Genomic DNA, 26,867 nt, shown 5'->3' on the forward strand with positions numbered 1-26,867 from the left:
CTTCGCCTTCCTGTTCACGGCGCACCCCCCGCCGGCAGCTCGCGCACGTCGATCCTGGCGATGAGCCACACCGCGGAGCGGTCGTCGCCAGGGGTGGCGCAGTCCTCAATCCAGACCCACTTCGACCCGGGGACCGACTCGTAGCCAAGGGCGGCCAGCGCCTCCTGCCGCTCGGCCGTGGTCGGCACGGGAGCCGTCCGGGGCCAGCGGAACTCGGGCCACTCAGGCTCACCCAGCAGCACCACGTACACACGCCACTCTCCGCCGTTGGCGGAGCACTGCGCGGTCAAGGCCATCACGCCACCACCGGCCCGGCCGCAGCGGCGGCCCGGTTGCTCAGAGCCCGCCGCTCGGCCAGCACGCGGCGGAGCGCCCGCCGGAGGCGCTGGGCGTCCAACTCGGTCACCGGCCGGTCCAGAACCATGATCTGCGCGTCAAGCAGGTCGACCTGCGCCCGGATCAGCGGCATCTCGACCTCGATTGCGTCCAGCTCCGCGGCCGTCGGCTCACGGTCGAACCCGGCGGCCGTAACAGCCGCCGGAACGGTCACGATGTGACTCATTGGGTCGTGCTCCCTTCAGCAGGAACGACCCGACAGCGGCCCCGGTGTTGCAGCACCGGGGCCGCGCCTGTGTGGGTCGCCGGCCGTGCGGCCGGATTGCCCCGAGCGGGATTCGATCCCGCACCATCACGGCTGCATCGGGGCTGCGGTGCGGTCAAGCAGCGGCGCGGGTTGATCAGTCGCGGCCCACTCGGCAGCCCTCGACCCGCCCGCCGGGGTTCTCAGCCAGCGCGACGGCCTCGGCCGACCGGCGCGCTTCCGAGGGGCTCGTGCCGGTGTCCCCGTAATAGGTCCGCAGGTCGCCATCGGTGGTGCGGACGTGGACCTCAGCCCAGTACTGGTTGCTCACGGCGTCTGTCTCCTTCAACTTCTCGTTTCGCAGTGGGACGGCCCGACAGTGGCCCCGGTGTTGCAGCACCGGGGCCGCGCCTGTGTGGGTCGCCGGCCGTGCGGCCGGAGTGCCCCGAGCGGGATTCGATCCCGCACCATCACGGCTGTGAGTCGGGGCTGACCGAGTGGTCAGGACAGCGCTGCGGCCTCGGCCACCAAGCGCTCCGCAGCTTCGATCGCGGCGGTACGGCGGGCGGCGAGAGTGGCGGCGTCCGGCGCCGCACGCAGGGCGTAGGTAGCGCGGGCCGCGGCGTCCGCGGCCGGTCCGAGTTCAGGGGCGAGCACGGTCACGGACGCCAGCGGCGCGGTGATGGCGGCACGGGTGGCGTGACTCTCGGCCCGCGCCGCCTCATACGCGGCATCCGGCGCCTCGGACAGGCGCAGGTCTTCCCGGACCCACATGGCCCGGCGGTGGTCGGCGAGCGCAGCAGCTAACGCGGTGACGGCGTTCAACCGGTCCCGGCGCTGCTCCGCCTCGCGAGCTTCGACGCGGTCCCGACGGGCCGCGCGCTGCTGCATCAGACCGGCGGTGACGGCTCCGGCCAGGGTTCCGATGACGGCGATGATGCTGGTCAACATGGGGACTCCATCCGAGTCGTGGTGAGTGCTCCGGCTCCCCTCAACCCCGCCCGTACGGGCGCACGTGGCGACCCGGACGGGCGGAGGAGGCAACCGGCCGTCGCAGTACAGGGCGGCGGAGAGGTCGGAGAGTGCGCGGTTCTTGCTCCGCGCGGGCCGCCTTCTTTGAGCTGAGGACAGGCGGTAGTTCCTCGGTCCACTGTTCAGTTCTCAAGCAACCGGCGCTTCCTTTCACCCCCTCGTGAGGGGCTTCCGGGCGCAGAGGTGCACTCCAGGTGGTGGCCTTGGGAGCCATCTGGTGCGCACCAGAAGCATGGCATCTGGTGCGCACCAGATGCAAGCCCTGGTGTCCGAAGTTCTGGCCGAGCACCCTCCGGACGACTCCCAGGAAACGGCTGAACACCCATGCGCGTGTAGCCAACAGGGGTTAATCTCGGGAGAGTTAACCCACCCTGACCTGCGGCGAAGCGTCACCACAGGTTCAGGTGCGGCAGTGGCAGCGGAGGTCGACGCATGGGCGGCAGGGGACTTCGAGCAGCACGCACCGCCCGCGGGTGGTCGCAGGATCGCTTGGTGCGGGAGATTCAGAGATACGCGGAGAAGCGCCTTCTCGATGTCGCGACGACGGCGAGCCTCCGCGTGTATGTCTCCGAGTGGGAGAACGACCGACGGGCGCTCTCACCCCGGTACGCGGCCATACTGCGGCCCCTGCTGGGAGTTACCGACGACGAGCTGCGCGGCGACTCCGCCCCGGCTCAGCCGCTTCTCACTGACGGCTATGGCGACTTGCTCAGCCGGATTGACTCGGCGCGCAGCATGAGTCAGTCCATGGTGAAGACCTTCATGGACCAGACGGAACTTCTCCGCACCATGGACAGGCAGATGGGGGCCGCAGGCTTGGTCGACCAGATGACCGGCCACATCGCGGCACTTGAAGACGCGCTGACGTTCGCCGTACTGCCGGATGCTCGAAAGCCTGTCGCTATCGCGCTCGCCGGTGCCGCCACCCTGGCAGCCTGGCAAGCGCTGGACGCCGGGGCGGTCGAGCGCGCTTGGCGCCACTACGAACTGGGGAAGCGCGCTGCCCAGGAAGGCGATGCGCCGATGTACCTGGCGCACGCCATGGGGGAGCAGGCGTACGTGTTGTGCGACGCGGGGCGCCCCGAACTGGCCGTGGACCTCGTCAGAGATGCCCAGCGTGCAGGCGGCCAACGGCTAACCCCGCGGCTGCGGGCGTGGCTGTACGCGGCCGAAGCGGAGGTTTGCGCCAAGGCGGGGTTGCCTGACGACTGCCGGAGAGCGCTGGACCAGGCATCCACGTGTCTCCCAGAGGGCGAAGACGTGCGGGACCCCGACATGCTGAGCATCTTCCTCAACCACAGCCACCTGGCACGGTGGCGCGGAAATGTCCTCGCATCCCTGGGCGATGCGGACGCTGTCGAGAGCCTGTACGCCTCGCTGGCTGCCACAGACCCGACGTTCGTGCGCGCCAAGGCTGGACTGCACTGTGATCTCACTCAGGCGCACCTGGTCCGTGAGGAGTTCGACCAGGCTCATGACCACTTGCGCCAAGCCCGACTGCTGGCGAACCGCACCGGATCGGTTCGCCAGCGTCGACGCGTCGATCAGCTCACCGAACGGATGTAGGCGAGTTGGCGAGCAGGTGCAGCAGACCGACAAGCGTCCCTGAGCCCATGAGCTTGCCGTCTGCCATCAACCCTGGGATGTCCCTCAGAGGCACCCATTCGACGTGGCCGGCTTCCTCTACGTCGGTGGGCTCGCCGACCAGGTCGGCTCCGCGGCCGGCGAAGATTTCGTGCGGGGAGTCGACCATCCCCACCATGGGCTGATAGGTCACGACGTGATCCAGTGACCGAGGGCGCCAGCCAGTCTCCTCTTCGGTTTCGCGTAGCGCGGTAGTGCGGGGGTCTTCGCCTTCGTCCACGATGCCGCCAGGGAGCTCCCACCCCCACCGCTCGGGAACGAAGCGGTATCGCCACAGCATGAGCACGCGGTCGTCGTCGTCCAGCACCGCGGAGACCGCCACGTGGTGGAGACGGACAACGTGATGCTCGAAGCGCTCCACCCCCGGTGGCTCGACATCGACCAGATCAAGGCTGACCCATCGGTTGTCGTAGATCGTGCGGCTGCCGTGGATCTGCCAGGACTCCCCTTCCGGCGGAGTCTCGACGCTGACACCGCCGACCACGCGGTACGAGCTGCGCCCGTATGCCACGATCAGACGTTCACTGGACAGCCGTGCCAGTACCTGCCGGAGCGCGGTGCGGCCGATGTCGAGATCGGCCGCCATGGTGCGCTCTGAGGGCAGCTTCTCCCCGGGGCCGAGCTTCCCGGTCGTGATCCATTCTCGGATCGTCTCGTAGACCCTGGTCGACTTGGGACCCATCCGCAGAGCACTCCCCTGGTTCGTCGGCTGGCGCGTACCAGCGTATCCGGGGTGATAAACGTCGGACAGAGTCATGGATTGGCCTGCCTTTCGAGACGGAGCCGACCCCGGCTGAGCGCTGCGGTGGGTCGGCACGCGGAGTGGGACCCCGGTCGGCCCCACCGATACAGCCGGCGACGGCGGGCGTCGTTCCGGTTGCTCAGGGGGTGTGCCGGTGTCTGGGGGAAGAGATCGCCACCGCCCATCGGGCTTGGTCAGCGTGCTGGTCGGCGGCAACGCTCGGGCCGTCTGTGGGCCGTCCGAGGACGGCCGGCAACGGCCACTGACGACCAACAACGACCAGGGCCCGAGATGGCGGGCCCCGGTAGATCGCTGATCAGGGCCACTCTCACTACCCATTTCCGTCGCGGGCTTGTCGTACGGCAAGATGGGGTGTATCTGCCCTCGCGCGGCTCGACGGCTCGACCGCGTTTCGAACACCTACAGATGCCGGACGGTTTCTCTTGGCTGAGTACATCTACACCATGCGCAAGACGCGCAAGGCGCACGGTGACAAGGTGATCCTCGACGACGTGACGCTGAGCTTCCTGCCCGGCGCCAAGATCGGTGTCGTGGGCCCCAACGGCGCCGGTAAGTCCACGGTGCTGAAGATCATGGCCGGCCTTGAGCAGCCCTCCAACGGCGACGCCTTCCTGTCGCCCGGCTACACCGTCGGCATCCTGCTCCAGGAGCCACCGCTGGACGAGTCCAAGACGGTTCTGCAGAACGTCCAGGACGGCGCCGCCGAGATCATGGGGAAGCTGAAGCGCTTCAACGAGGTCGCCGAGCTCATGGCGACCGACTACTCCGACGCGCTGATGGAGGAGATGGGCAAGCTCCAGGAGGACCTGGACCACGCCAACGCCTGGGACCTCGACGCCCAGCTGGAGCAGGCCATGGACGCCCTGGGCTGCCCGCCCGGCGACTGGCCCGTCACCAACCTCTCCGGTGGTGAGAAGCGTCGCGTCGCGCTCTGCAAGCTCCTCATCGAGGCCCCCGACCTGCTGCTGCTCGACGAGCCCACCAACCACCTGGACGCCGAGTCCGTGCAGTGGCTGGAGCAGCACCTCGCCAAGTACCCCGGCACCGTCGTCGCGATCACCCACGACCGGTACTTCCTGGACAACGTCGCCGAGTGGATCCTGGAGCTCGACCGCGGCCGCGCCCACCCCTACGAGGGCAACTACTCCACCTACCTGGAGAACAAGGCCGCCCGCCTCAAGGTCGAGGGCCAGAAGGACGCCAAGCGCCAGAAGCGCCTCAAGGAGGAGCTGGAGTGGGTCCGCTCCAACGCCAAGGGGCGCCAGGCCAAGTCCAAGGCCCGTCTCGCGCGGTACGAGGAGATGGCCGCCGAGGCCGACAAGATGCGGAAGCTGGACTTCGAGGAGATCCAGATCCCGCCGGGCCCGCGTCTGGGTTCCGTCGTGGTCGAGGTGAACAACCTCTCCAAGGCCTTCGGCGAGAAGGTCCTCATCGACGACCTGTCCTTCACGCTCCCGCGTAACGGCATCGTCGGTGTCATCGGCCCGAACGGCGCCGGCAAGACCACGCTCTTCAAGATGATCCAGGGCATCGAGGAGCCGGACTCCGGTTCGATCAAGGTCGGCGAGACCGTCAAGATCTCGTACGTCGACCAGAGCCGCGCCAACATCGACCCCAAGAAGACGCTGTGGGCGGTCGTCTCCGACGAGCTGGACTACATCAACGTCGGCCAGGTCGAGATGCCGTCCCGCGCCTACGTCTCGGCGTTCGGCTTCAAGGGCCCGGACCAGCAGAAGCCGGCCGGGGTGCTCTCCGGTGGTGAGCGCAACCGCCTCAACCTGGCGCTCACCCTCAAGCAGGGCGGCAACCTGCTGCTGCTCGACGAGCCGACCAACGACCTCGACGTCGAGACGCTGTCCTCGCTGGAGAACGCGCTGCTCGACTTCCCGGGCGCGGCGGTGGTCGTCTCCCACGACCGCTGGTTCCTGGACCGGGTCGCCACGCACATCCTGGCGTACGAGGGCGACTCCAAGTGGTTCTGGTTCGAGGGCAACTTCGAGTCGTACGAGAAGAACAAGATCGAGCGTCTCGGCCCGGACGCGGCCCGCCCGCACCGCGCCACGTACAAGAAGCTCACCCGGGGCTGACATGGCCCGCCACATCTACGCCTGCCACCTGCGCTGGTCGGACATGGACGCGTTCGGCCATGTCAACAACGTGGAGTACGTCCGGTACCTGGAGGAGGCCCGGGTCGACTTCATCTGGCGGCTGGCGCCCGGTGACGGCAGCGATGCCTTCACCGGTGGGGTCGTCGTGGCCCGGCACGAGATCGACTACCTCAAGCCGCTGGTCCACCGGCACGAGCCGGTGACCATCGAGACCTGGGTGACGAAGATCAGCGCCGCGTACCTGAACGTGGCGTACGAGGTCAAGGACGAGGAGCACGTGTACGCACGGGCCGCCACCACCATCGTCCCCTACGACCTGGAGCTGGGCCGCCCGCGCCGCATCACGCGCGAGGAGGAGCAGTTCCTGCAGAAGTACCTGGAGCCGGGCACGTCCGCCAAGGCGGCCAAGCCGGTGGCGAGCGCGGTCGGCAAGCAGGACCGGCAGCCGGAGGGGGCCGTCGTCGCATGACGGCGCCCGTCCTCCACTTCGCAGACGGCCGGGAGGCGGCGGACCTCGCCGCCTTCCTGGCACGTCTGATCCACTACGACCGGGCGGCGGCGGTACGGCTGCAGGCGGGCGGCGGCGTACTCGCCGTCTTCGGGCGCCCGCCGTCGTTCGAGGTGCTGGCGATCCGTACGGCCCGGCTGGCGGATCCGGCCGCGCAGGCCGACATCACCGTCTCCGCGGGCCGGTTGGCGGACGCGGTGGACGCCGCCCGCTCGGAGCGGGACGGCGCCGGACCCTCCGGTCCCGGCGCCGCCGCCCCGGTGCCGGGCGGGCTCGACGTCCCGGTGCCGGAAGCGGTCACCGGCCCGCCGTGGACCGGGGTGCTGCCGCCGCGCGGCGGGTGGCGCCGGGTCGAGGGCCTGCCCGCCGGGGACGCGATCCGGGCGGCGGTGGGCGCCGCCGTCGCCGAGTTCCGGGCCCGGGACGAGAGCCTGCCGGCGGAGCAGCGGACCCGCGCCCAGCGCGACCGCATCGGGCGGGAGATCTGGTCGCGGACCCTGGGCGACACCGGGCTGCCGCTGCGTGCCGTGCACGCCGCGCAGTCCCTGGGTTTCCTCCGCCCGGTGCGGGTGCCCGCCCGGACGGCCGCGGCCGGGGCGGGACAGCCCGCCGGTGGCACGGGCCCGGCGGGTCCGGGTGGATCCGGCGCGGCGGTGCTGGCTCCGGTGGCGGCCGAGGAACAGCTCGCGCTGCTCGCCGCGGCCGGCTGGCTGCGGCTGCGTACGCCCTACGGCTCGATCGCCGTCCGCACCGGAGGGCTGTCGGCCCTCTCGCTCACCCCGGCCTGACCGCCGGGGCCGGGCGCGCCCATCGCCGCGCAGCCGCCGGGCGACCCCGGCGGCTGCCGCACACACCGCCAGGTGAGGGCACCGCGCCGACCGCGGCACAAGCGGACCCGCCCGGCCGGACCACCGGTCGCGCCCGGCCGGACCGGTACCCGGTCCGGCCGGCTCGGTACCGGGTCGCCCCGTCCGCGGCCCGTCCGGTTCAGTCCGCGGTGTTGATCATCGATGCGGCGGCGTAGGTGAGGTACTTCCACAGCTGCTGCTCGTGCTCCGGCGCCAGCTCCAGCTCGTCCACCGCGTCACGCATGTGCCGCAGCCACGCGTCGTGGGCGGCCCGGTCCACGGTGAAGGGCGCGTGGCGCATGCGCAGCCGCGGGTGCCCGCGGCCCTCGCTGTAGGTGCGCGGGCCGCCCCAGTACTGCATGAGGAACAGGGCGAGCCGCTCCTCGGCCGGGCCGAGGTCTTCTTCGGGGTACATCGGCTTCAGCAGCGGGTCCTCCGCGACGCCCTGGTAGAAGCGGTGTGCCAGGCGCCGGAAGGTGGGTTCGCCGCCCACCTGCTCGTAGAACGTCTGCTCCTGAAGCGTGCCGCGCGGAATCTCCATCACCCCACCATGGTCTCAGATGACCGGCTGAGGACCGTAGCCCTAAGACCCCGGCAGCCCTGAGACCCCGGCGGCCGACCGCCCACCGCCCCGCCCGGGCCGACCGCCCCGCCCGGGCGCACCACGGCTCGCCGCGGACCCGGCCGGAACGGCGGCGGGGGCGGGCGTCCGCCGCACCGCCGCGGTGGTGTCCGCGGTCCGGGCGCCGCCCCGGCGGGGCCGGCCCGCCGGGTGACGGGCCGGGCCGGGCCGCGGCGGGCCGTGCGACGGCTCAGCCGCGCCGAACGGTGATGGTGGTCCAGGCCCCGACGTGGACCCGGTCGCCCTCGTTGAGCGGGACCGGCACGTACGGCTGGATCGGTTCCTCGGCGCCGTTGATGGTGGTGCCGTTCGTGGAGTCCTGGTCCACGACCGCCCAGCTTCCGTCCGGCTGCTGGACGAGGACGGCGTGCTGGTGCGAGACCCCGGGGTCCTCCGGCGGGCGGGCCAGGTCGATGTCGGGGGACTCGCCGGTGCTGTGCCGGCGGCGGCCGACGGTGACCTGGTGGCCGGTGAGCGGCAGCTGCTGCTCCGGGGAGTACGCCGGGAGGTTCAGCCCGGCGGCCTCCGGGCCGCTGCGGTGCATCATCGCCATGAAGTACTCACGGTCCGGCGCGATGACCGCGATCCAGCCGCCGCCGGACGGGGCGGGCCCGGCGCCGGGCGGGAACTGCGCCGGCTGCACCGGCTGCGGGTGCGGTACGGCGGTGCTGGGCAGGTCGTCGTTGCCGAACGGCGGACCGGCCGGCGCGGGGGCCGGGAACTGACCCTGCCCCGGAACCGGACCGGGACCCTGACCCGGGACCGGCCCCGGACCCTGGCCCGGCATCGGACCCTGCCCTGGCATCGGACCGTGGCCCGGCACCGGGCCCTGGGCCGGGCCCGGACCGGGGAACGGGCCGTGGCCCGGCACCGGCCCCGGACCGGGAACGGGTCCGTGGCCCGGCATCGGCCCAGGGCCGTGGCCCGGGACCGGACCGGGCCCCTGGCCGGGTGCCGGGGCGCCGGGCGGCGCGGGGGCGGGGGCCGGCGCCGCGCCCGCCTGGCCACCGGGCGGCGGCAGCGGCCAGTCGTCCTCACCGTCGGGGAACGACCGGGACGGCGCGAGGCCCGGGGCCTGACCGGGCAGCGGGCCGCCGGGGCCCTGTCCGGGGCCGGGGCCCTGGGCGCCGGGGCCGGGCAGCGGCCCACCGGGGTACTGGCCCGGGGCCTGGCCGGGCAGCGGAGCGCCGCCGGGGCCGCCGGACAGCGGTTCGGCCGGCCGGTTGATCTGCGAGGGGCCCGAGCCGGGGAACTCACCGCTCTGGCCGGGCGGCGGCATGGGCGGCCGCGGGTGGGTCAGGGACGGGGGCTGGAAGCCACCGGGGCCGCCGGGCGGGGGCGGCGGCGAGTACGGGGAGGGGGAGTGGGTCAGGAAGTTGTAGCGGCACTCCTCGCAGAACGGCGTCTGCCCCTCCCGCGGCGTACGGCACTGCGGGCACAGCTCCGCCTGGTAGGTGGCGTCCGGCTGCGGGCCCGGGTAGCCGTATCCGCCAGGGCCCCCCGGTCCCTGGGGCGCTCCTGGGATGGGTGGCGGCGGCGGTATGGCACCGGGGGGCATGGGTGTCCCCGACATCCGGTGGCCGCATACCTCGCACCAGTCGTCGGCCGCCGACTGGTGGCCGTTCGGGCAGGTCGCCATGTCGGTGTTTCCCCCTCTTGTGCCGTTTACTTGTTACTTGGCTTTTGCCGAAACGTTCGCGGTTGTCCGTTACTTCTTGACGCGTACGGTCTTGGTGGAACGCGTTTCGAGTGTCATCTCATCCGCCTCCGCGACCTTCGCCTTCAGTCGCACAGTACCTGCCGCTGCGTCCACCACGTCCACCACCTTCGAAAGCAGTTTCGCGGTATCCGCGTTTCCGGAGGCGCTGGCCAGCTGAACGGCCCTCCCCAGTTTCGCCGTTGCGCTGTCCCAGTCGCCCGTCTTGCGCGCGTGCAGGCCCTGCTGGATGGCCTGCGCCAGTTCGGCCTGCCCGGTGTAGTGCGCGACCTGCGGATTGATGGACGTGGAAGCGGCCATGTCCTCGGTCCACACGGCGCGTACCAGCCCCTGGGCCAGGGTGGTGGGCGCGCCGCCGGCCCGGCCCGGCAGGACCAGGGCCACCCGGGCGGCGAGCATCTCCTGGCCGACCCCGGCGGCCGGCACCCGCACGCACACGTGGTAGTCGCGGGACTCGTCGCCCCAGGAGCCGGTCGGATAGTCCCCGGCGCGCGGCCCGGCCTCGGTGCGGCGGCCGGTGAGGTCCTCCACGGTGGGCGCGACCTGCTTGACGAACCGCACCTCGGCGCCCTGCGGCGTCCACAGCCGCAGCGCCACGTCCGCGACCCCCTTGCCCATCGCGGTCTCCATCATGCCGGTGAAGTCCGCGGCCAGGCCGGCCGGATCGGCGACGATGTCGGCCGTGCCCAGCAGCGCGGACGCGATGCCGGTGACCTCCTGGACCTCCCAGTCGGTGCCGACGCCCCGGGCGTCACAGGTGAACCGGCCCGCGCAGGCCGCCAGCGCGGCCCGCAGATCCTCCGGGCTCTCGTGCTCGTTGCGGCCGTCGGTGAGCAGGATGCCGTGCCGGATCGCGGCGTCGGCCGGGGCCAGCAACTGGTCGGCGAGGCGCAGCCAGGTGCCGATGGCGGTACCGCCCGCCGCCTCCAGCGAGCGCAGCGCCTCCTTGGCCCGGGCCCGGGTGGCGGCGTCGGCGACGGCCAGCCGTCCACCGCCGGGGAACACCTCGGCCGCCTTGTGGGTGCCCGCCACCACGGCGAACGCCACGCCGTCGCGCAGCGTGTCGATGGCCGCGGCGGTGGCCTCCCGGGCGTTGCGCATCTTGGTCGGCGGGTAGTCCATCGAGCCCGAGCAGTCGACCATGACCACCACGGCGGCGGCCGGGGCCGGCAGCCCTCCGGTCGTCCCGCCGCCGGTGGAGGTGACCGTGACGATCGAGTGCACCTCGCGGCCTCCCTCGGGGAGGTACTCGTTCTGGTAGACGTCCACCGAGAACCGCGGCACGTTCGACTTGGAGAAGTTGGCCATCTGATCCGCTCCTTGGCACTCCACTTGGACTGGCGCACTCCCCGGTGCGCGTGCGGAGCGTCGCCCCGCGTGCGCCCGCGCCAGGTCGGCACGTGCGCTCCGCCCCCCCTCGGGCCGTCAAGCCGATACTGCCCCTCCCGCCGGTGCCGGGAACGGCAGCACCGCCACCGTTACGTTGTCGTGGCCCCCGCCGTCCAACGCATGGTCCACCAGAACGCGCGCGCTGTGCAGGGGGCGGGAGCGGGCGTCCGGCGGCACCGCGACGGCCATCTCCGCGGCGGATTCGGCGTAGTTCCACAGGCCGTCGGTGCAGACCACGACGACGCCGGGGCGGTCCGGCTTGAACGACGCGGTGTGCGGGTCCAGTTCGTACGCGTCCGCGCCGAGCCAGCCGGTGATGGCGTGCGCCCGCTCGTCCGCGTACGCCTCCTCCTCCGACATCAGCCCGGCGGCGACCATCTGCGCCGCCCAGGAGTCGTCCTCGGTGAGCCGGGCGGCCGGGGTGGTGCGGTCGTCGGGCACCCAGTAGGCCCGGCTGTCGCCGACCCAGCCCACGGTGAGGATGCCCCCGGCGACCACCGCGCCGACGATGGTGCAGGCGGGGGAGTTCTCCTGGCGGTGGTGGTCGTGCGGCCGCTCCACCGGCTCCCGGGCCAGCGCGTCGACGGCCTCGGCGGCGGCCACGATGGCTTCGCGCATCGCCTGTTGCGGATGCGTGCCGCGCGGCAGCGCCTCGACCAGCGTGCTTCCCGCGGTGGCCGCCGCGGCGGCGGAGGCGTCGTCCGGCCGGGTCGCCGAGGAGACGCCGTCGCAGACGACGGCGACGGCGGCGGGCGAACCGTCCGGCAGCGCGGCGGCGGACACGGTGAACGCGTCCTCGTTGCGGTGGTGGCGCAGCCCGCGGTCGCTGGCCGCGGCGACGCCGGTCACTTCGTACTCCATGTGGTCCCGTTCCCGGGGCTGGGCGTGGCCGCAGTTCTCGCAGTAGCCGTCCTTGTCGATCAACCCGGCACGACAGGAGGCGCAACTCCGCACCGCCCCGGGCCCGGCGCCCGGAGCCGGGCCGCCCGCCTGCGGGGCGGCGGCGGGCGGGGCGGCCGGTTCCGGTTCGCCGAGCGCGGCCCGGGGATCGGCGGCGGCCGGGACCGACCCGGGCGGCGCCGGCGCGGGCAGCGGGTAGTCCTCCGGCTCCTCGGCGCCGGCCCGCGGGGCGGCCGGGTCAGGGAGCGGTTGCGCCACCGGCGGCGGAGGCACCGGGCCGGCCGGCCCGGCCGCCGCGGCCGGGCCCGCCGGCGCGGGGCTCACCGGCCCCAGGTGCAGGGTGCCGCCGTCCGCCGGGGGCGTCGTACCGGCGGTCCCGGCCGCCGGGTCCGGGGTCCGGCGCGCGGGACCGGCGAAGCCGTCCGCCGCCGGGGCGGTGTCCCCGGCGGCGGGCGCGGGCACCGGACCGGGGGCCGCCCCGGGGCGGGCCGCGGTCGGCCCCGCGGCGCCCGCGGGGTCCGGGCCGCCGTCGGCAGCGGCGCCGGGCGCGGTGCCGTTGGCACCCGCCGTCCCGGTCCCTCCGGTGCCGGCCCGGGGGGCGGGGGCGGTCGGCGGCGGCGCGGCGGTGGAGACGTCCACGCCGCATCCGCCGCAGAAGTTGTCACCCGACTCCAGCGGTTCGGCACAGCTCGGGCAGGCGGTCAGCCGGGGCAGCTGCGGCATCTGCGACATCGATCACACCCACGTCCTGGGGCGGAAACGGTTTGCCCGTTCCACCAGTTCGATCCTCTCCTCGCCACGCTGCGCGAGCCTGGCGAGTGTCCGGTACGAGCGTTCCAGCCCGAAGCGCAGCCCACGCTCGTCCAGGCTGCTGCCCAGCAGTACCGGGCCGGGTGGTCGTTCGGGGGAGCCCGGGCCGGCTGCCGCCGGGCCCGGGGGTGTACCGGTACCGCCGGACAGTACCCAGTCCAGCGCACTGCCCAGTACCTCGGTGCACAGCCGCTCGCGGCGCACCGCGTCGAGCCCGAACTCCCGCAGCCGCTCCACCTGGTGGGCGGCCGCGAGCAGGTCGTCCAGGAGCGGCTCCGGGGCGGGGCCGGCGGTGCCGGACGGGGGCGCGCCCCGTCGCAGCCGGGCCCGGACCGCGGCCACCCGGGCCGCGGTGTAGTGGATCGAGGCCTCCGGCACGGACTCCAGGGTGCGGACCGCGCCGACCCGGTCGCCGGCGCGCAGCTGGACCCGGGCCAGGCCGAACGCGGCGCTGACGAAGCCGGGGTCGGTCGTCCACACCAGGCGGTAGTACTCGGTCGCGTTGTCGTACTGGCCCAGCACCTCGGCGCACACCCCGAGCGCCAGCTTCGGCGCGGGCTCGCCGGGGAAGGCGTCGTAGACCGCGTCGAAGGACACCGCCGCGGTCGCGTGGTCGCCGGTCGCCAGGGCGTGCAGCCCCCGGTACCAGACGATCCGCCAGTCGTCGGGGTACGCCTCGGCCAGTGAGTCCAGGATGGCGCCGGCGGCCCGCTCGTCGCCCAGTTCCAGCCGGGCCCGCACCCGGCGCAGCCGGAGTTCGGGGGAGTCCGCCGGGGCGGCCCGCAGCGCGGCGTCGAGTTCGGCCGGGGCGGAGGTGGCGAGCAGACCGGCGAGGAAGCCGGCGTTGGGGTCGGCGGGGTCGACCCGCGGGACCGGCAGGGCGAGCGCGACGGCCCGGGTGTCCAGCGGCCGCACCGCGGCCGGGTCGCCGGAGCCGGGCGGCGGACCGCCCGGAACGGCCGCGGCCGTCCGCCCGCGGCGGCGGGAGCGGGCGCCGAGCGCCGACGGGTCGGCCTCCCGCTCGGTGAAGACCTCGGTGTCCACCACCCGCAGTTCCGGCCCGAAGAGCGTGGACAGGGCCGGGCGGGGCCGCCCGGTCTGCAGCGCCACGACCTCCCGCAGCACGCCGGTCAGCTGGTCCGCCATCTCCTCCGCCGAGCCGAACCGGCGCCCCGGGTCCGGGTCGGTGGCCCGCACCAGCAGCCGGTAGAACGACTCGTAGGCGTGGAACACCTCGATGTTCTCCGGGTCGGGGAGGCTGTCCACGAAGACGTTCGTGTAGCCCTGGAAGTCGAAGGTGAGGACCGCCAGGGTGCGGGCCACGGTGTACAGGTCGGAGGCGACCGACGGGCCGACCTCGGCCACTTCCGGGGCCTGGTAGCCGACCGTGCCGTATATGGCGCTGTCCTCGTCGTCCAGCCGCCGGACCGCGCCCATGTCGATCAGCTTGAGCTGGTCCTGCTGCTGGATGGCGTTGTCGACCTTGAAGTCGCAGTAGAGCAGGTTGCGGCTGTGCAGATGGGCCAGCGCCTCCAGCGCCTCGATGCCGTACGCGCAGGCCTGCTCGACCGGCAGCGGATCGCGCCGGCCGTCGGGCGTGCGCCGCTCGTTGGCGATCTCCTTGAGCGACTTGCCGCCGACGTACTCCATGACGATGTAGCCGTCGAGGCTGCCGGTGCGCTGGTCGAGATGCTCGACGAAGTTGTAGATGCGGACGATGTTGGAGTGCTCGATCTCGGCCAGGAAGCGGCGCTCGGAGACGGCCACCGCCAGCGCGTCCTCGTCGCCGGTGTCCAGCAGGCCCTTGAGCACGACCCAGCGGTCCGACACCGCGCGGTCGATGGCCAGGTAGATCCAGCCCAGCCCGCCGTGCGCGAGGCAGCCCACCACCTCGTACTGGCCGTGCACCACATCGCCCGGGCCGAGCTTCGGTACGAACGAGTACGGGTGCCCGCACTTGGTGCAGAACCCCTCGGTGCGCCCCGGCCGGCCGCCGCGCGCCCGGCCCACCGGCGCCCCGCAGTCGCCCTTGCTGCAGAACCGCTTCCGCTCCGGCACCTCGGGAAGGGCGAGCACCGCGGTACGCGGATCCGGCCGCGGGACCTCCGGCATGCTGACCAGACCGGCGCCGAGCCGGCTGCGTGCGGACGAGGAGGCGCCGGAGGAGGAGCTGCGCACCGACACCGACGGGGAGGTCGCCTGCCCGGACAGGGAGCGCGACAGCCGCCCGGACACCGAGCGGCGCGAGGACCGGGAACTGCCCGAGCGGGCCGAGCCCCGCGAGGAGGACCGCGACGACGAGCCGCTCCGCCCGGAACCGCCGGACGTCCCGGCGCCGCCCCGGGCGGCCGAGGTCAGCCCGGTGGGCGGCGAACCCACCGGCCCCGCCCCGCCCTCCGGGCCCGGCCCGGGCGCCGGGGGCCGCGCGGCGACGACGGGCGCCAGCCCGCAGACGCCGCAGTACAGCTCGCCGCCGCCCATGTCCTCGTAGGCGCCGTCGCAGCCCGGCCGCTGGCACGACTGGTTCGGAGTGCTCACATCGTCCCCCTCGTCACCGCGCCGGGCCGTCCTGCGTCGGGCCGCCCCGCGTCGGGCCGGATCGCGTCGGGCCGTCCCGCACCGGGCCGTCCCGCGCCGGGCGTGCTCGCGCCGGACCGGATCGCGCCGGACGCGCCGCCGCCGGACCGGCTCGCAGAGGGGCGCGCCGCGCCGGAGCCGGTCACCGCTCGTCCCTCCGGTCCTCCGGCTCCGCCCGGCCCGCGGACAGCGCCTCCGCCGCGGCCCGCTGGTAGCGCAGCACGGCGTTCTCCGCGGCCCGCAGGTCGCACGGGGCGGTCCACAGCATCCGGCGCGCCACGTCGTACCGCTCGATCAGCAGCGGGTCCTCCGCGAGCCCGTGCCGGGCCACCTTCGCCTTGTACGCGTCGAGCCGGCCGCGGAGTTCGGCGCGGACCGCCAGCGGCGCGGTGACCGCGGTCAACGACTCGCGGGCCCGCAGGAGTTCGTCGTCCGCGCGCTGCTCCAAACTCTCCAGCAGCGGGGAGAGGCGGTGCCACTGGGCGCGCCTGCGGTAGTCGGCGGCGGTCACCAGCTGCTCGTGCAGCGCGGTCGGCGGGCCGCTCACCGCGGGCACCTCCGACGCGGCGATCTTCGACAGCACCTCGACCCGGGCCTGCCGGGCCTCGGTGAGGGTGCGGTCGGCCCGGGACAGCACGTCCCGCAGCCGCATCAGCCGCTGTTCGGCGTCCTGCCGCACGTCGAGCACCGCTTCGATCTCGCGCCGGACGTCCTCCAGGGCTCGGGCGGCGTCGTCGTAGCGCGCGGTGTCCGGACGGCCGCCGCCCGGCGCGGAGCTGCCGGTGGCCGGGTTCCAGAACGCCAGCGGGTCGGACACCACCTCCGAGCGGAGCGTGGTCAGTTCGGCGGTGATCCGCTCCAGGTCGTCGCCGGCCGGGTGCTCGCCCGGCCGCACCCCGACCGAGTGCGCCAGCGAGCGGGTGCGGCGCAGCTCGGCGGAGAGCATGTCGATCCGGGCCGGCAGCGCGGACCACACGGCGTCGGCGGTCACGATCACGTCCAGCGCCTCGGCGTACCAGCGGTTCATCCGGGACACCAGCTCGTCGAGGCTCAACTCCTCGCTGAGCAGCGGCGTCCCGGTGAGGCTGCCGCTGCTGGGCAGGGTGACCGCGGTGCCGCCCAGCAGCTCGCCCAGTTCGGCGAGTTCGCCCTGGGTCGGCCAGCGGTGGCGGCCGCGCACCTCACGGGCGGTGGCCAGGGCGTCGGTGTAGGCGTCGAAGTACGTCCACAGCAGGGCTATGGCCTGCTCGGTGGTGGCCCAGCGGTCCTTGGTGATCCCGGTCAGCCCGGCCCCTTCGAGGAGCCGGCGGCCGGCGTGGTCCTGCAGGGCCAGCAGCGAGGACTCGATGGCCTCGTGCTCGGCGCCCAGTCGCGCCAGCGCACGGTCGACCTCCTCCCGGCTCATGGCCGGCGCCTGGGGTTTCCCCGCGGAGCTGGGGAAGGATCCCGCGACCCCCATCGATCACCTCTCCGAGTGCGTGCACGCCTGTCCGTGCCGTGTGGTGGTACCGGCCGCGCGGCGCGTGTGCGGCGCGCGGTCCCACGCTGCGACCAGTTTCGCTGTCAGTCCCTGTACTTCGGCCGGGGCGGCGTCGGATTCTCCTCTCCGAGATCATCGGCGAGCCACTTGTCGTAGGCCTTCATCCAGCGGCTCTTCCGGCCGCCCTTGCGGTAGTCGTCCAGCACCTTGTTGACCCGGCGTACCAGGTCCTCGTCCCGCTGGTTCATCGCCACGCCGTAGAGCTCGGTGGTGAACGGCGCGCCCTTCAGTTCGACGGTGGGGTCCTGGGCGGCCTGGCCCGCGGCGAGCGCGTTGTCGGTGACCACCGCGTCCACCTCGCCCAGTTGCAGCCGCACCAGGCAGTCGAGCTGGTTGGGCACCGGGACGACCCGCGCGCCGTGGCTGTCCTTGGTCAGTTCGGCCTCGGCGGTCGAGCCCCGCGCGGCGCAGACCCGCCTGCCGCGCAGCGACCCGTCGTAGCCGGTGATCTCCCGTTCGCCGTCGGCCAGCAGGTCCTCGCGGGTCGCCAGCACCTGCTGGCCGGCCCGGAAGTAGGCGGTGGAGAAGGCGACGTCCTCGGCCCGCTCGCAGTTGATGGTCATGGTGCGGACCACCACGTCCACGTCGCGGTCCTCCAGCGCGCCGACGCGCCGGCTGGTGGGGATGGTGCTGTAGACCACCTTGCCGTCCTTGCCGAGGATGTCGTCGGCGATGGCCCGGACCAGGTCGATGTCGAAGCCGGTGAGTTCGCCGGTGGCCGGGTTGCGGTAGCCCCAGTTGTAGCTGTTCTGGTCGACCCCGGCCCGCAGCACGCCGCGCTTCCTGATCTCCGCGATGGCCCGGCCGCTGCCGCGGGACGGTCGCAGGCTCGCCTCCGGGGTCTCGCAGCTGTCCGCCGCGGAGTCGACGTCGTCCCGGACGGTCCCGGTGACGGGCCGGCCGGCGCGGTCCCCGCCCGCGTCGCCGCGGTGGGCGGCGGCGGGCACCAGCACCGCGGCGCCGGTGGCGAGCGCCGCCGCGGCCGCGATCAGCCCCGGCCGGCGCCACCGCCGCACCGGGCCCGTTCCTCCTGCCGGTCGCATCCCCCTGACTCCTCTCATCGGTCTCACCGGTCTCATCGGTCTCACCGGTACTCCGACAGCCGGCGGCCGATGCCCAGGACCGCGCCCAGCGCGCCCAGGACCGCCAGCACCCCCGCGCCGACGGCGAGCCCGGTGAAGGCGCCGCGGGCGCTCTTCGCCGCCGTCTCGAACTCCCGCTGCTCGTGCGTCCGCGCCTCGGAGAGCGCCTCGTCCACGCGGGAGAAGGACTCGTCGGTGCTGCCCTTCCGGCCGATCACCAGGGAGAGCGCCTGGTCGTACTCGCCCTTGTCGCCGGCGGCCAGCGCCTTGGTGTGCCGGTCCTGCCACTCCCGGGCGGCGCGGGCCGCCCGGTCCACCGGCGCGCTGCCCTCGGTGTCGTCGGCCAGCGCCTCCGCCCGGGCGAGCAGGCTCTCCGGCCGGGCGCCGCCGCCGGTGCCTCCGGTGAGCTGCTTCATCTGCGCGGCGTAGCGCACTTCGTAGGCGTCCTTGCCCTGGTCCGGGCCGTCCGGCACCACGACCGCGCCGCGCGCCACCAGCGTGAGGTTCTCCGCGCCGCGCGCCTGCAAGGCGCTGATCTGGGCGGCGTTGAGCACCCGCAGCGACCGGGCGCCGTGCTCGTCGGAGTCGGTGAGGTGCACCCGGGCCACGCTGTGCCCCACCACCAGCCACACCAGCATCGCCAGGCTGGCGCCGGTCGCGCCCAGCACGCCGAGGTTGACCACCCGGTTGGTGCGCAGGTAGTCACGGCGCTGGGCCCAGACCAGCGCGCCCAGCGCGAGCGCCCCGGCGGCCAGTGCCACCCACGGCCACGCCTCGGCGTCCGCGTAGTCCTCGTTCAGCCGGGCCGACTCCGTCCGGTACAGCTCGTCGGCGGCCCGCAACAGGTCGTCGGTCATGGTGTCGTTGGCGTACCGCAGATAGGCGCCGCCCAGCGGCAGGCCCTGCCGGTTGGCGGCGCGGGCGGTCTCGATCAGCCCGGTGTACACCGGCAGCCGCTCGTTGAGCTTGCTGATCTGGGCGCGCGCCCGGGCCGAACCCTCGGTGTTGGCCGCGGCCTTGGCCAGGCTCCGGGACGCCTCGGCGATGTCCCGCTCGTACCGTTCGCGGGCGCTGTGCGGTTCCTTGCCGCCGGCCAGGAAGCCACCGGCGGCGGTGGTGTTGGCGTCCGCCAGGTAGCGGTAGATGTTCGCGGCCTCGGCGCTCAGCGGCTGACTCTGCCGGTGGACCGCGCGGGCGGCCTGCTGCCGGTCGGTGACCTGCCACGCCGTCACCGCGCCGAACAGCAGCACCAGGGCGGCGAGTGCCGCGCCGATGATCCGCAGCCGACCGGGCTCGGTCACCGCGGCGGCGCGCAGCTGGTCCAGCCCCTCCCGCCAGGCGGTCTGCCGGGGGGCGGCGGGTTCGTCGGGGCCGGCAGGAGAAGCCGGGCCGCCGGGGGGCGCGGTGGCCGGCGGTACGGCCGGGGCGCCGGGGACGACCGCCGCGAAGGGCGCGGCGGGTGAGGTGCCGGGCGGGCCCGCCGGCCGCGGGACGGCCGGCGCGCCCGGGGTGCCCGTCGCCGGTGCCCCCGGGCCGCCCGTCGCTCCGGTCGCGCCCGGTTCTCCGCTCGCGTTCGGTGCGGGTCCGCCCGTGGTCGGCGGCTGTGACACGAGACCCCTCCCCCTCGGTCGCCGGCGGTCCGTCGCCCGGTGCGGTGGGGGACGGGTACCGGCAGCAGTATGGCCGCAGCTCCGGCCAATCTCACCGGTATTGCCCGGATCTTGTTCGGATCGCGATCTTTGCCGAGTCTCGCGCCGGTCCTTGTCTCCCTTCACGCGCGTACCGGCCGTTTGGTTCCGGTACGAAATTCTGACGAATCCTCGGCGGGGGTGAGACAGGCCCCTGACACGCTCACCGACGTGCGACGACATCGGCGGCAGCGGAACACCGGCCCCGGCGGACGGTTCGAACCCCCGCCGGGTTTCGGGCCGGGCGCCCTCTTCGTCCGGGCACCGCAGCGCTTCGACCGCGCCGTGCTGGCCGGCCACGCGCTGCGCAACGCGGGGCCGCTGTGCCTCATGGCCGGCGGCGTCGCGGCGGGCCTGCCGTTCGTCTACCCCGTCCTCCTCGGCGTGGTCTTCGGCCCGCTGACGGTCCGGCCCGCGCTGCGCGACCTCCGGCTGATGCGCGTCGCCCGGGACGCACCGGACGCGGTCGGCCTCGACGAGCGCGGGGTGCTCGTCCGCTGCGAGGGCCGGCGGGCGTTCCAGGTGCCGTGGAGCCGGGTGCGGCGGCTGGACGCGGGGGCCGGCCGGGAGGCGGGCTGGCTGCGGCTGTGGCTCGTCCGCGACGCCACCGTCCCCGAGGTGGACCGGCTCCCCGGGCGCCGGCGGACCGGCGAGGGCGCGGTCCTGGTGGTGCGGTTCGGCGACGGTGCGGACCGGGACGAGCTGGCGCGGGCGGTGCGGCGGTTCGCCCCGGCGGGGATCCGCGTGCGACTGTGAGCGCGGCCCGGTCCGGAGCCGGTTCCTGCGACCCGGTCCGGAGCCGGTTCCGGCGCGCCCGGCCAGCCGGTTCCGGCACCGGGCGCCCGGCCCGGGTCACCCGGTGGCCGGGTCCGGGTCGCCCGGTGGCCGCGCGGTGAAGTGCCGCCGCAGCCGGGCGTAGGCGGCGGCCGGCGCCCCCAGGCGGTCCAGACCCAGCAGCGCCGCGCCGAGCACCGGCGGGGCGGTGACCACACGCGGTTGTGCGCCGGGGGCGCGCTCCGCGAGCAGGTCGTGCACCGGGCGGTCCAGCAGCGGATGGCGGGCCGCGAGCACCCCGCCGCCCAGCACCACCGGCAGGCGCGCGCCCAGCAGGCCCAGCCGGGACAGCGCCGCGGTGGCCATCACCACCACCTCCTCGGCCTGCCGGGCCACGACGGCACGGGCCACCGGGTCGCCCGCCTCGGCCACCGCGAAGAGCACCGGGGCCAGTTCATGGCGGCGCCCGGCCGGCAGGTGACCCAGATGGAGCGCCTCGATCAGGGCGTACATGTCGGGCAGCTTGAAGTGGGCGGGCAGCGCCCGGGCCAGCGCGGTCGGCTCCCCCCGCCCGTCGGAGGCGCGCGCCGCCCACCACAGCGCCTCCTCGGCCAGATGGCCGCCACCGCCCCAGTCACCGGAGATCCGGCCGATCGCCGGGAACCGGGCGGTGCGCCCGTCGGGCGCCAGCCCCACGCAGTTGGTGCCCGCGCCGCACACCACGGCCACCCCGGCCGGCGGGCCGTCGTCGCCGAGCCCGGCGCGCAGCAGCGCGAAGGTGTCGTTGGCGACGGTGACCTCCGCACCCCAGTCACGGGCCCGCAGCAGCTCGGTCAACTCCCGTTCCTCCACCGGGAGATCGGCGTTGGCCAGGCAGGCGGACACCTGCCGCACCCGGGGCGGCGGCGCCGCGCCCGCGCCCGCCGCCGCCCGGGCGACCAGCGGGGCGAGGTCCGCCACCGCACGGTCGGCGCCGGTCACCGGCGGCCGGAAGCCGCCGCCGCGGGCGGTGCCCAGGACCGTGCCGTCCGCCGCCACCAGAGCGACGTCGGTCTTGCTGTTGCCCGCGTCGATGGCGAGCACGGCGGCGGCCGCGGCCGCCTGCGGGGCGGCCGGCACGTCGGCGCCGTCCGCCGCGGCGGTACCGGCACCGGGGCCGGGTCCGGCCCCCGCGGCCGGCCGGGGCGCCGGGGCGCGGCCGGCCGCGGCCTCGGGGGGACGGCGCTCGCTCAGGCCCACGCCAGGTGCTCCCGGTTGTGCGCCAGCAGGGAGTCGGCGAGCCGGTCGGCGTACTCGGTCTGACCGATCAGCGGATGGGCCAGCAGCGCCCGGAAGACCCGGTCCCGGCCCCCCTTCAGCGCGGCTTCGAGCGCCAGCAGCTCATAGCCGGTGACCCCGCCGACCAGCCCGGCGAACAGCGGTTCCAGCGGACGCTGGGGCAGTGGCGCGGCGCCGTGCGGGCCCACCACGGCGGGGACCTCGACCACCGCGTCGTCCGGCAGGAACGGCAGGGTGCCGTCGTTGCGGGTGTTGACCACCAGCACCTCGCCGTCCACCGGCCCGGCCGCCGGGCCGCCGCCCCCGGGGGCGCGGGGCCGCAGCAGGGCGGCGGTGAGGTCCACGGCGGCCTCCGAGTAGAAGGCGCCGCCGCGCCGGGCCAGCAGTTCGGGCTTCTCGTCCAGTGCCGGGTCCGCGTACAGCTCCAGCAGCCGCTGCTCGATCGCCGCCACCTCGGCCGCCCGCGAGGGCTTCGTCCGCGACTCCCGGACCACCGCGTCGTGCTGGTAGAAGTAGCGCAGGTAGTACGAGGGGACCACCCCGAGCCGGTCCAGCAGCGAACGGGGCATCCGCAGGTCGGCGGCGATCGCCTCGCCGTGCTCGGCGAGCAGGCGCGGCAGGACGTCCTCGCCGTCCGGGCCGCCCAGCCGCACCCCGCGCTCCCAGGTGAGGTGGTTGAGCCCGACGTGGTCGAGCGCGACGTCCTTCGGGGGGACGCCGAGCAGCCGGGCGAACTTGCGCTGGAAACCGATGGCCACGTTGCACAGGCCGACCGCCCGGTGCCCCTCGGTGAGCAGGGCGCGGGTGACGATGCCCACCGGGTTGGTGAAGTCCACGATCCAGGCGCCGGGGTTGCGGCGGCGCACCCGTTCGGCGATGTCCAGGACCACCGGGACGGTGCGCAGCGCCTTCGCCAGCCCGCCCGCTCCGGTCGTCTCCTGGCCCACGCACCCGCACTCCAGCGGCCAGGTCTCGTCCTGGTCGCGGGCGGCCTGTCCGCCGACCCGCAGCTGGAGCAGGACCGCGTCGGCGCCGTCCACCCCCGCGTCCAGGTCGTCCGTCCAGGAGATGCGGCCCGGGTGGCCCTCCCGGGCGAAGATGCGCCGGGCGAGCGGGCCGATCAGCTCCAGCCGGTCCCGGGCCGGGTCGACCAGGCTCAGTTCGGTCAGCGGCAGGACGTCGCGCAGCCGCGCGAAACCGTCGATGAGTTCGGGTGTGTAGGTGGAACCGCCACCCACGACCGCGAGCTTCAACTCCTTGCTCCTCTCCATACGGGACCGTGCGGGACGCTGCGCGGGCACCGGGTGCCGCGCGCACCGAGGTGCGGCACCGGGCCCGCGGAGCGGCGCGGTGCGATCTGCATCGAACTGGACTGAACCGGACCGAACCGGACCAGACCGGATCGGCCCAGACCTGACCAGGACGGGTCGGACCGGAGCAGACCGGATCAGGCGGGACGAGGCCGGGCCGGGCGGCATCGGGTCGGACCAGGCCGGATCGAATCCGGGCGGGCCGGGGTGGGCCGGACCGGATCGGCTGGGGCGGGGCGGCCGGTGGGGCGCGACCGCGGCGGACGGGACGGGGCGCCCGGGCGGGCGCCGGGCCGGGTGCCGACCGGGCCGGGCGCGGGTGCCCGGCCGCGGGGCGCTGGGTCAGGCCGTGTCGAACACGGAGTCGCGGGCCGCCGCCAGGGCGGTGCGCAGCGCGCCGGTCAGGATCGGAGGGCCCTCGACCGCGCTCAGCCGCAGCCGCGGGGCGGGCAGTGCCAGTCCGGCCAGCCCGGCCTCGACCAGCTCGCGCAGCCGTTCGCCGCCGGCCTGCGCGGTCCGCCCGGAGAGCACCACCAGCCCGGGGTCGACCACGGCGATGACCGCGGCCAGTCCGGTGGCGAGCCGGGACGCCAGTTCGCCGAGCACCCGGTCGCCCCGGCCGGGGGTGCGCAGGGCCGCGCCGACCGCGTCCGCGGCGGTGGGCGCGGTGATGCCGTGCGCCCGGGCCAGTTCGCGTACCGCGGCCGCGCCCACCAGCCGCTGGAAGCCCCCGCCGCCGTCCGGTGCGGCGGTGGCGTCCGGCCCGCCGCGGGCCAGTGGGGCACCCGGCAGCGGCATGTAGCCGATCTCGCCGGCGCCTCCGGTGGTCCCGCGCAGCGGCCGGCCGCCGAGCACCACGGCCGCTCCCACCCCTTCGTCCGCCCAGACCAGGACGAAGTCGTCGGTGCCGCGCGCCGCGCCGTGGTGCCGCTCGGCGACCGCGGCGAGGTTGACGTCGTTCTCGATCACCACCGGGCCGCCCAGCGCGGCGGCCAGGTCGGCGCGGATCGCCGGGGCCTGCCAGCCGGGCAGGTGGGGTGCGTAGCGCAGCTCGCCGGTGCGCGGGTCCAGGGCGCCGGGCATGCCGATCACGGTGTGGTGCACCCCGCCGGGCGCCAGCCCGGCCGCCGCCAGCGCGTCGCCGACCACCTGGGTGACGATCCCGGTGGTCCGGGCGGCCACCGCGGGATCGGTCGCCGGCGCGGTCACCCGCCGTCGGCCGAGCACCCGGCCGGTGATGTCGGCCACCGCCGCGGTGATCCCCGCCGGGTCCACCGTGAGGGCGGCGACATGGGCGGCCGCCGGGTCGATCTCGTACAGCCGGGCGTTGGGCCCCGGGCGTCCGCTCGCGGTCCCGGTGGCCCGGACCAGCCCGGCCGCCTCCAGCCGGGTGAGCAGTTGGGAGGAGGTGGGCTTGGACAGCCCGGTGAGTTCACCGAGCCGGGTCCTGGTCAGCGGGCCGTGGGCGACCAGCAGTTCCAGCGCGGTCCGGTCGTTCATCGCACGCAGTACGCGGGGTGTACCCGGAGTGACCGCGGTACCCGCCATCGGCTCTCGCCTCCGCCCGGGGCTCTGTTAGGAAAGTTTCCTGTCGGTTGCAGACGGTACGGGGGCCACAGCGGCGGGTCAAGAGTGTCTGCCGGGTGCGCCTGCCCGGCACCGGGCCCAGCGGGATGGATGTCCCGGGCCGGCCGCGTTCACACGGCCCCGGGCCCGGGAACCGCCGCGCGCGGAGCGTCCGAGGGCGCGCCCCGCCCGGGGTGCGCGCCCTCGTGCCCGGCGCGCCCCCAGGGGCGGAGCGCGCTACTTCTGGGTGGGCGGCGCCGGCAGCTGCGGCGCGATCGGGCTCGCCGCCATCGCCTGCGGAGAGGTGGGGTTGGCCATCGCCGAGGGCGCGGCGACGCCAGCCGTGGGGTCGGGGGCCTCCTCCATCTCCAGGTCGGCCTCCGGCGGCCGGCCGACGATCCGGATGCCCTCCGCGTCCAGCGCCCGCTTGATCCGCCAGCGCAGCTCCCGCTCCACGCCCAGCGCCTTGCCGGGCATGGTCTTCGCCGACACCCGGATGATCACCGAGTCCAGGAACACCGCGTCCAGGCCCAGCACCTCGACCGGCTCCCAGAGCCGCTCGTTCCACGGCTCGTCCTTCGCCATGCCCTCACCGGCCGCGGTGATCACCGCGCGCACCCGGTCCAGGTCCTCGTCCGCGCGGACCTGGACGTCCACACCGGCGGTGGCCCAGCCCTGGCTGAGGTTGCCGATCCGCTTGACCTCGCCGTTGCGCACGTACCAGATCTCGCCGTCCGCGCCGCGCAGCTTGGTCACCCGCAGCCCGACCTCGATCACCTCGCCGCTGGCGACGCCCGCGTCGATGGTGTCGCCCACCCCGTACTGGTCCTCCAGGATCATGAAGACCCCGGAGAGGAAGTCGGTGACCAGGTTGCGGGCGCCGAAGCCGATGGCCACGCCCGCGACACCGGCACTGGCCAGCAGCGGGGCCAGGTTGATCTCCAGCGTGGAGAGGATCATCAGCCCCGCGGTGCCCATGATCAGGAACGACGCCACACTGCGCAGCACCGAGCCGATCGCCTCCGAGCGCTGCCGCCGCCGCTCGGCGTTGACCAGCAGCCCGCCCAGCGCGGTGCCGTCCACGGCCTGCGCGGTGCGGTTCATGCGCTCTATCAGCTTCGTCAGCGAGCGGCGCACGATCGACCGCAGCACGAAGGCGATCACCAGGATCAGCAGGATGCGCAGGCCGATGCTGAGCCAGGTCGACCAGTTCTCCTCGACCCAGCCGGCGGCGTTGCTGGCGCTCTGGTGCGCCGCGTCGAGGCGGTCGGGGCGGGTGGAGCCGGGACGGGGCGTCGAGTCTGCGGCCACGGCAGCGGACCAGAACACAGCATGAACCCTTCGTGAGCGAGATGCCCGCGCGGATGGCACACGGGCAGACTCACCACACTAACGGGGCACGCCCGCCTCCCCGCTGCCGTGTTCGAGAGATAACCGCCTCACTGCGGGGGATGAAGACCGTGTGGTCGAAAACACTTCCAGGCCGTTACCCGGTGGTGGTGGCGCGCCGACCAGGGATCCGGAGAGACTAAGGGGAGATCGTCCCGGCGCGAGCCACGCGCCGCCGGCGTATTAGGAGGCACCGTGCCGCACGTCCTGGTCCTCAACGCGTCGTACGAGCCGCTCGGCGTCGTACCGCTCCGCCGCGCGCTCGTCCTCGTCCTCAACGACAAGGCCATCAGCCTTGAGGACTCAGGCGCCCTCATGCACAGCGCAACCCGCGTCATACCCGCCCCGAGCGTCGTGAGACTCAAACGCTTCGTGCGGGTGCCCTTCCGCGGCCCCGTCCCGCTCACCCGCCGCGCCCTGTTCGCCCGCGACGGCGGCCGGTGCGCGTACTGCGGTGGCGTCGCAACCAGCGTCGATCACGTCATTCCGCGCAGTCGCGGCGGCCAGCACACCTGGGAGAACGTGGTGGCCGCGTGCCGCCGCTGCAACCACGTCAAGGCCGACCGGCACGTCGCGGAGATCGGCTGGCGGCTGCGCCACCAACCCGAGCCACCATCCGGCCTGGCCTGGCGCATCATCGGCACCGGGCATAGGGACCCGCGTTGGCTGCCCTACCTGCAGCCGTACGGCGCGGACGACGCGATGGCCCGGATCGACGGCAGATCTGCCTGAGGACCGGGCC

The 26,867-nt window shown here is 74.5% G+C and carries 23 protein-coding genes; 6 read left to right on the top strand and 17 right to left on the bottom strand.

Features of this window, described 5'->3' with window-relative positions; all coding sequences use genetic code 11:
* Positions 1-14: 14 nt before the first annotated feature.
* The 4 genes from ACH4B3_RS18670 to ACH4B3_RS18685 form a co-directional block, all read right to left on the bottom strand.
* Positions 15-296 (bottom strand): DUF6303 family protein, encoded by a 282-nt coding sequence (locus ACH4B3_RS18670; protein WP_398463959.1) that lies wholly within the window; start codon positions 294-296, stop codon positions 15-17.
* Positions 296-562 (bottom strand): DUF6284 family protein, encoded by a 267-nt coding sequence (locus ACH4B3_RS18675; RefSeq protein WP_398463960.1) that lies wholly within the window; start codon positions 560-562, stop codon positions 296-298. The genes ACH4B3_RS18670 and ACH4B3_RS18675 overlap by 1 nt, the downstream gene beginning before the upstream one ends.
* Before the next feature lie 175 nt (positions 563-737).
* Positions 738-911 carry a hypothetical protein gene (locus ACH4B3_RS18680; RefSeq protein WP_398463961.1) on the bottom strand — a complete coding sequence of 58 codons (174 nt, stop codon included), beginning with the start codon at positions 909-911 and terminating at the stop codon, positions 738-740.
* Between the two features lie 170 nt (positions 912-1,081).
* Positions 1,082-1,531: a protein kilB gene (locus tag ACH4B3_RS18685; RefSeq protein WP_398463962.1), complete on the bottom strand. Its 450-nt coding sequence runs from the start codon at positions 1,529-1,531 to the stop codon at positions 1,082-1,084.
* A gap of 513 nt (positions 1,532-2,044) precedes the next feature.
* Here ACH4B3_RS18685 and ACH4B3_RS18690 point away from each other — a divergent pair.
* Positions 2,045-3,178 (top strand): XRE family transcriptional regulator, encoded by a 1,134-nt coding sequence (locus tag ACH4B3_RS18690; protein WP_398463963.1) that lies wholly within the window; start codon positions 2,045-2,047, stop codon positions 3,176-3,178.
* Here ACH4B3_RS18690 and ACH4B3_RS18695 read toward each other — a convergent pair.
* Positions 3,162-3,938 carry an NUDIX domain-containing protein gene (locus tag ACH4B3_RS18695; RefSeq protein ID WP_398464168.1) on the bottom strand — a complete coding sequence of 259 codons (777 nt, stop codon included), beginning with the start codon at positions 3,936-3,938 and terminating at the stop codon, positions 3,162-3,164. The two genes, ACH4B3_RS18690 and ACH4B3_RS18695, sit on opposite strands and share 17 nt — an antisense overlap.
* Before the next feature lie 503 nt (positions 3,939-4,441).
* On the opposite strand from ACH4B3_RS18695, the gene ettA reads away from it, so the two are divergent.
* The 3 genes from ettA to ACH4B3_RS18710 are packed head-to-tail and all read left to right on the top strand — an operon-like array spanning position 4,442 to position 7,423.
* On the top strand, positions 4,442-6,106 hold the full coding sequence (gene ettA, locus ACH4B3_RS18700) for an energy-dependent translational throttle protein EttA (protein WP_398463964.1): 1,665 nt from the start codon (positions 4,442-4,444) through the stop codon (positions 6,104-6,106).
* A gap of 1 nt (position 6,107) precedes the next feature.
* A complete protein-coding gene (locus tag ACH4B3_RS18705) occupies positions 6,108-6,596 on the top strand; it encodes an acyl-CoA thioesterase (RefSeq protein WP_398463965.1) in 489 nt (162 codons plus the stop codon).
* Positions 6,593-7,423: a hypothetical protein gene (locus tag ACH4B3_RS18710; protein WP_398463966.1), complete on the top strand. Its 831-nt coding sequence runs from the start codon at positions 6,593-6,595 to the stop codon at positions 7,421-7,423. Before ACH4B3_RS18705 ends, ACH4B3_RS18710 begins: the two co-directional genes overlap by 4 nt.
* Before the next feature lie 199 nt (positions 7,424-7,622).
* Here ACH4B3_RS18710 and ACH4B3_RS18715 read toward each other — a convergent pair whose 3' ends face one another.
* From ACH4B3_RS18715 to ACH4B3_RS18750, 8 genes are all read right to left on the bottom strand, one after another.
* Positions 7,623-8,027 (bottom strand): globin, encoded by a 405-nt coding sequence (locus ACH4B3_RS18715; RefSeq protein ID WP_398463967.1) that lies wholly within the window; start codon positions 8,025-8,027, stop codon positions 7,623-7,625.
* 268 nt (positions 8,028-8,295) lie between these two features.
* The gene (locus tag ACH4B3_RS18720; RefSeq protein ID WP_398463968.1) at positions 8,296-9,744 is read right to left on the bottom strand and encodes an FHA domain-containing protein; all 1,449 of its coding nucleotides are present in this window, start codon (positions 9,742-9,744) and stop codon (positions 8,296-8,298) included.
* Between the two features lie 69 nt (positions 9,745-9,813).
* A complete protein-coding gene (locus ACH4B3_RS18725) occupies positions 9,814-11,130 on the bottom strand; it encodes a VWA domain-containing protein (RefSeq protein WP_398463969.1) in 1,317 nt (438 codons plus the stop codon).
* 117 nt (positions 11,131-11,247) lie between these two features.
* Positions 11,248-12,834 carry a protein phosphatase 2C domain-containing protein gene (locus tag ACH4B3_RS18730; protein ID WP_398464170.1) on the bottom strand — a complete coding sequence of 529 codons (1,587 nt, stop codon included), beginning with the start codon at positions 12,832-12,834 and terminating at the stop codon, positions 11,248-11,250.
* 12 nt (positions 12,835-12,846) lie between these two features.
* Positions 12,847-15,402, bottom strand: a complete 2,556-nt coding sequence (locus ACH4B3_RS18735) for a tetratricopeptide repeat protein (protein WP_398464172.1) — start codon at positions 15,400-15,402, stop codon at positions 12,847-12,849.
* A gap of 238 nt (positions 15,403-15,640) precedes the next feature.
* Positions 15,641-16,957: a hypothetical protein gene (locus ACH4B3_RS18740; protein WP_398463970.1), complete on the bottom strand. Its 1,317-nt coding sequence runs from the start codon at positions 16,955-16,957 to the stop codon at positions 15,641-15,643.
* A 104-nt stretch (positions 16,958-17,061) separates the two neighbouring features.
* A complete protein-coding gene (locus ACH4B3_RS18745; RefSeq protein WP_398463971.1) occupies positions 17,062-18,081 on the bottom strand; it encodes a glutamate ABC transporter substrate-binding protein in 1,020 nt (339 codons plus the stop codon).
* A 41-nt stretch (positions 18,082-18,122) separates the two neighbouring features.
* Entirely contained in the window at positions 18,123-19,730 is a 1,608-nt protein-coding gene (locus ACH4B3_RS18750) for a hypothetical protein (protein ID WP_398463972.1), read from the bottom strand.
* Positions 19,731-19,979: 249 nt separating this feature from the next.
* Here ACH4B3_RS18750 and ACH4B3_RS18755 point away from each other — a divergent pair, with 249 nt between their 5' ends.
* Positions 19,980-20,564 (top strand): hypothetical protein, encoded by a 585-nt coding sequence (locus ACH4B3_RS18755; RefSeq protein WP_398463973.1) that lies wholly within the window; start codon positions 19,980-19,982, stop codon positions 20,562-20,564.
* Positions 20,565-20,660: 96 nt separating this feature from the next.
* Here the strand turns inward: ACH4B3_RS18755 and ACH4B3_RS18760 are convergent, their stop codons facing one another.
* The 4 genes from ACH4B3_RS18760 to ACH4B3_RS18775 all read right to left on the bottom strand — a co-directional run bounded on the left by ACH4B3_RS18760 (position 20,661) and on the right by ACH4B3_RS18775 (position 26,065).
* On the bottom strand, positions 20,661-21,701 hold the full coding sequence (locus ACH4B3_RS18760; protein ID WP_398464174.1) for an N-acetylglucosamine kinase: 1,041 nt from the start codon (positions 21,699-21,701) through the stop codon (positions 20,661-20,663).
* 110 nt (positions 21,702-21,811) lie between these two features.
* A complete protein-coding gene (locus ACH4B3_RS18765; protein WP_398464176.1) occupies positions 21,812-23,113 on the bottom strand; it encodes a 6-phospho-beta-glucosidase in 1,302 nt (433 codons plus the stop codon).
* Between the two features lie 399 nt (positions 23,114-23,512).
* The gene (locus ACH4B3_RS18770; RefSeq protein WP_398463974.1) at positions 23,513-24,670 is read right to left on the bottom strand and encodes an ROK family protein; all 1,158 of its coding nucleotides are present in this window, start codon (positions 24,668-24,670) and stop codon (positions 23,513-23,515) included.
* A 303-nt stretch (positions 24,671-24,973) separates the two neighbouring features.
* Positions 24,974-26,065, bottom strand: coding sequence for a mechanosensitive ion channel family protein (locus tag ACH4B3_RS18775; protein WP_398463975.1), 1,092 nt, complete (start codon positions 26,063-26,065; stop codon positions 24,974-24,976).
* A 255-nt stretch (positions 26,066-26,320) separates the two neighbouring features.
* On the opposite strand from ACH4B3_RS18775, the gene ACH4B3_RS18780 reads away from it, so the two are divergent.
* A complete protein-coding gene (locus tag ACH4B3_RS18780) occupies positions 26,321-26,857 on the top strand; it encodes an HNH endonuclease (RefSeq protein WP_398463976.1) in 537 nt (178 codons plus the stop codon).
* The last annotated feature ends 10 nt before the right edge of the window (positions 26,858-26,867 follow it).

The organism is Streptomyces sp. NPDC018031, from assembly GCF_044327625.1.
Taxonomy (GTDB): domain Bacteria; phylum Actinomycetota; class Actinomycetes; order Streptomycetales; family Streptomycetaceae; genus Streptomyces.

Bases quoted from the DNA above. Each gene is read 5' to 3' on its own strand.
- ACH4B3_RS18685 (WP_398463962.1), bottom strand. From the start codon at position 1,531: ATGTTGACCAGCATCATCGCCGTCATCGGAACCCTGGCCGGAGCCGTC.
- ACH4B3_RS18745 (WP_398463971.1), bottom strand. From the start codon at position 18,081: ATGCGACCGGCAGGAGGAACGGGCCCGGTGCGGCGGTGGCGCCGGCCG.
- ACH4B3_RS18725 (WP_398463969.1), bottom strand. From the start codon at position 11,130: ATGGCCAACTTCTCCAAGTCGAACGTGCCGCGGTTCTCGGTGGACGTC.
- ACH4B3_RS18695 (WP_398464168.1), bottom strand. From the start codon at position 3,938: ATGGGTCCCAAGTCGACCAGGGTCTACGAGACGATCCGAGAATGGATC.
- ACH4B3_RS18710 (WP_398463966.1), top strand. From the start codon at position 6,593: ATGACGGCGCCCGTCCTCCACTTCGCAGACGGCCGGGAGGCGGCGGAC.
- ACH4B3_RS18720 (WP_398463968.1), bottom strand. From the start codon at position 9,744: ATGGCGACCTGCCCGAACGGCCACCAGTCGGCGGCCGACGACTGGTGC.
- ACH4B3_RS18705 (WP_398463965.1), top strand. From the start codon at position 6,108: ATGGCCCGCCACATCTACGCCTGCCACCTGCGCTGGTCGGACATGGAC.
- ACH4B3_RS18730 (WP_398464170.1), bottom strand. From the start codon at position 12,834: ATGCCGCAGCTGCCCCGGCTGACCGCCTGCCCGAGCTGTGCCGAACCG.
- ACH4B3_RS18770 (WP_398463974.1), bottom strand. From the start codon at position 24,670: ATGAACGACCGGACCGCGCTGGAACTGCTGGTCGCCCACGGCCCGCTG.
- ACH4B3_RS18735 (WP_398464172.1), bottom strand. From the start codon at position 15,402: ATGGGCGGCGGCGAGCTGTACTGCGGCGTCTGCGGGCTGGCGCCCGTC.
- ACH4B3_RS18675 (WP_398463960.1), bottom strand. From the start codon at position 562: ATGAGTCACATCGTGACCGTTCCGGCGGCTGTTACGGCCGCCGGGTTC.
- ACH4B3_RS18670 (WP_398463959.1), bottom strand. From the start codon at position 296: ATGGCCTTGACCGCGCAGTGCTCCGCCAACGGCGGAGAGTGGCGTGTG.
- ACH4B3_RS18690 (WP_398463963.1), top strand. From the start codon at position 2,045: ATGGGCGGCAGGGGACTTCGAGCAGCACGCACCGCCCGCGGGTGGTCG.
- ACH4B3_RS18740 (WP_398463970.1), bottom strand. From the start codon at position 16,957: ATGGGGGTCGCGGGATCCTTCCCCAGCTCCGCGGGGAAACCCCAGGCG.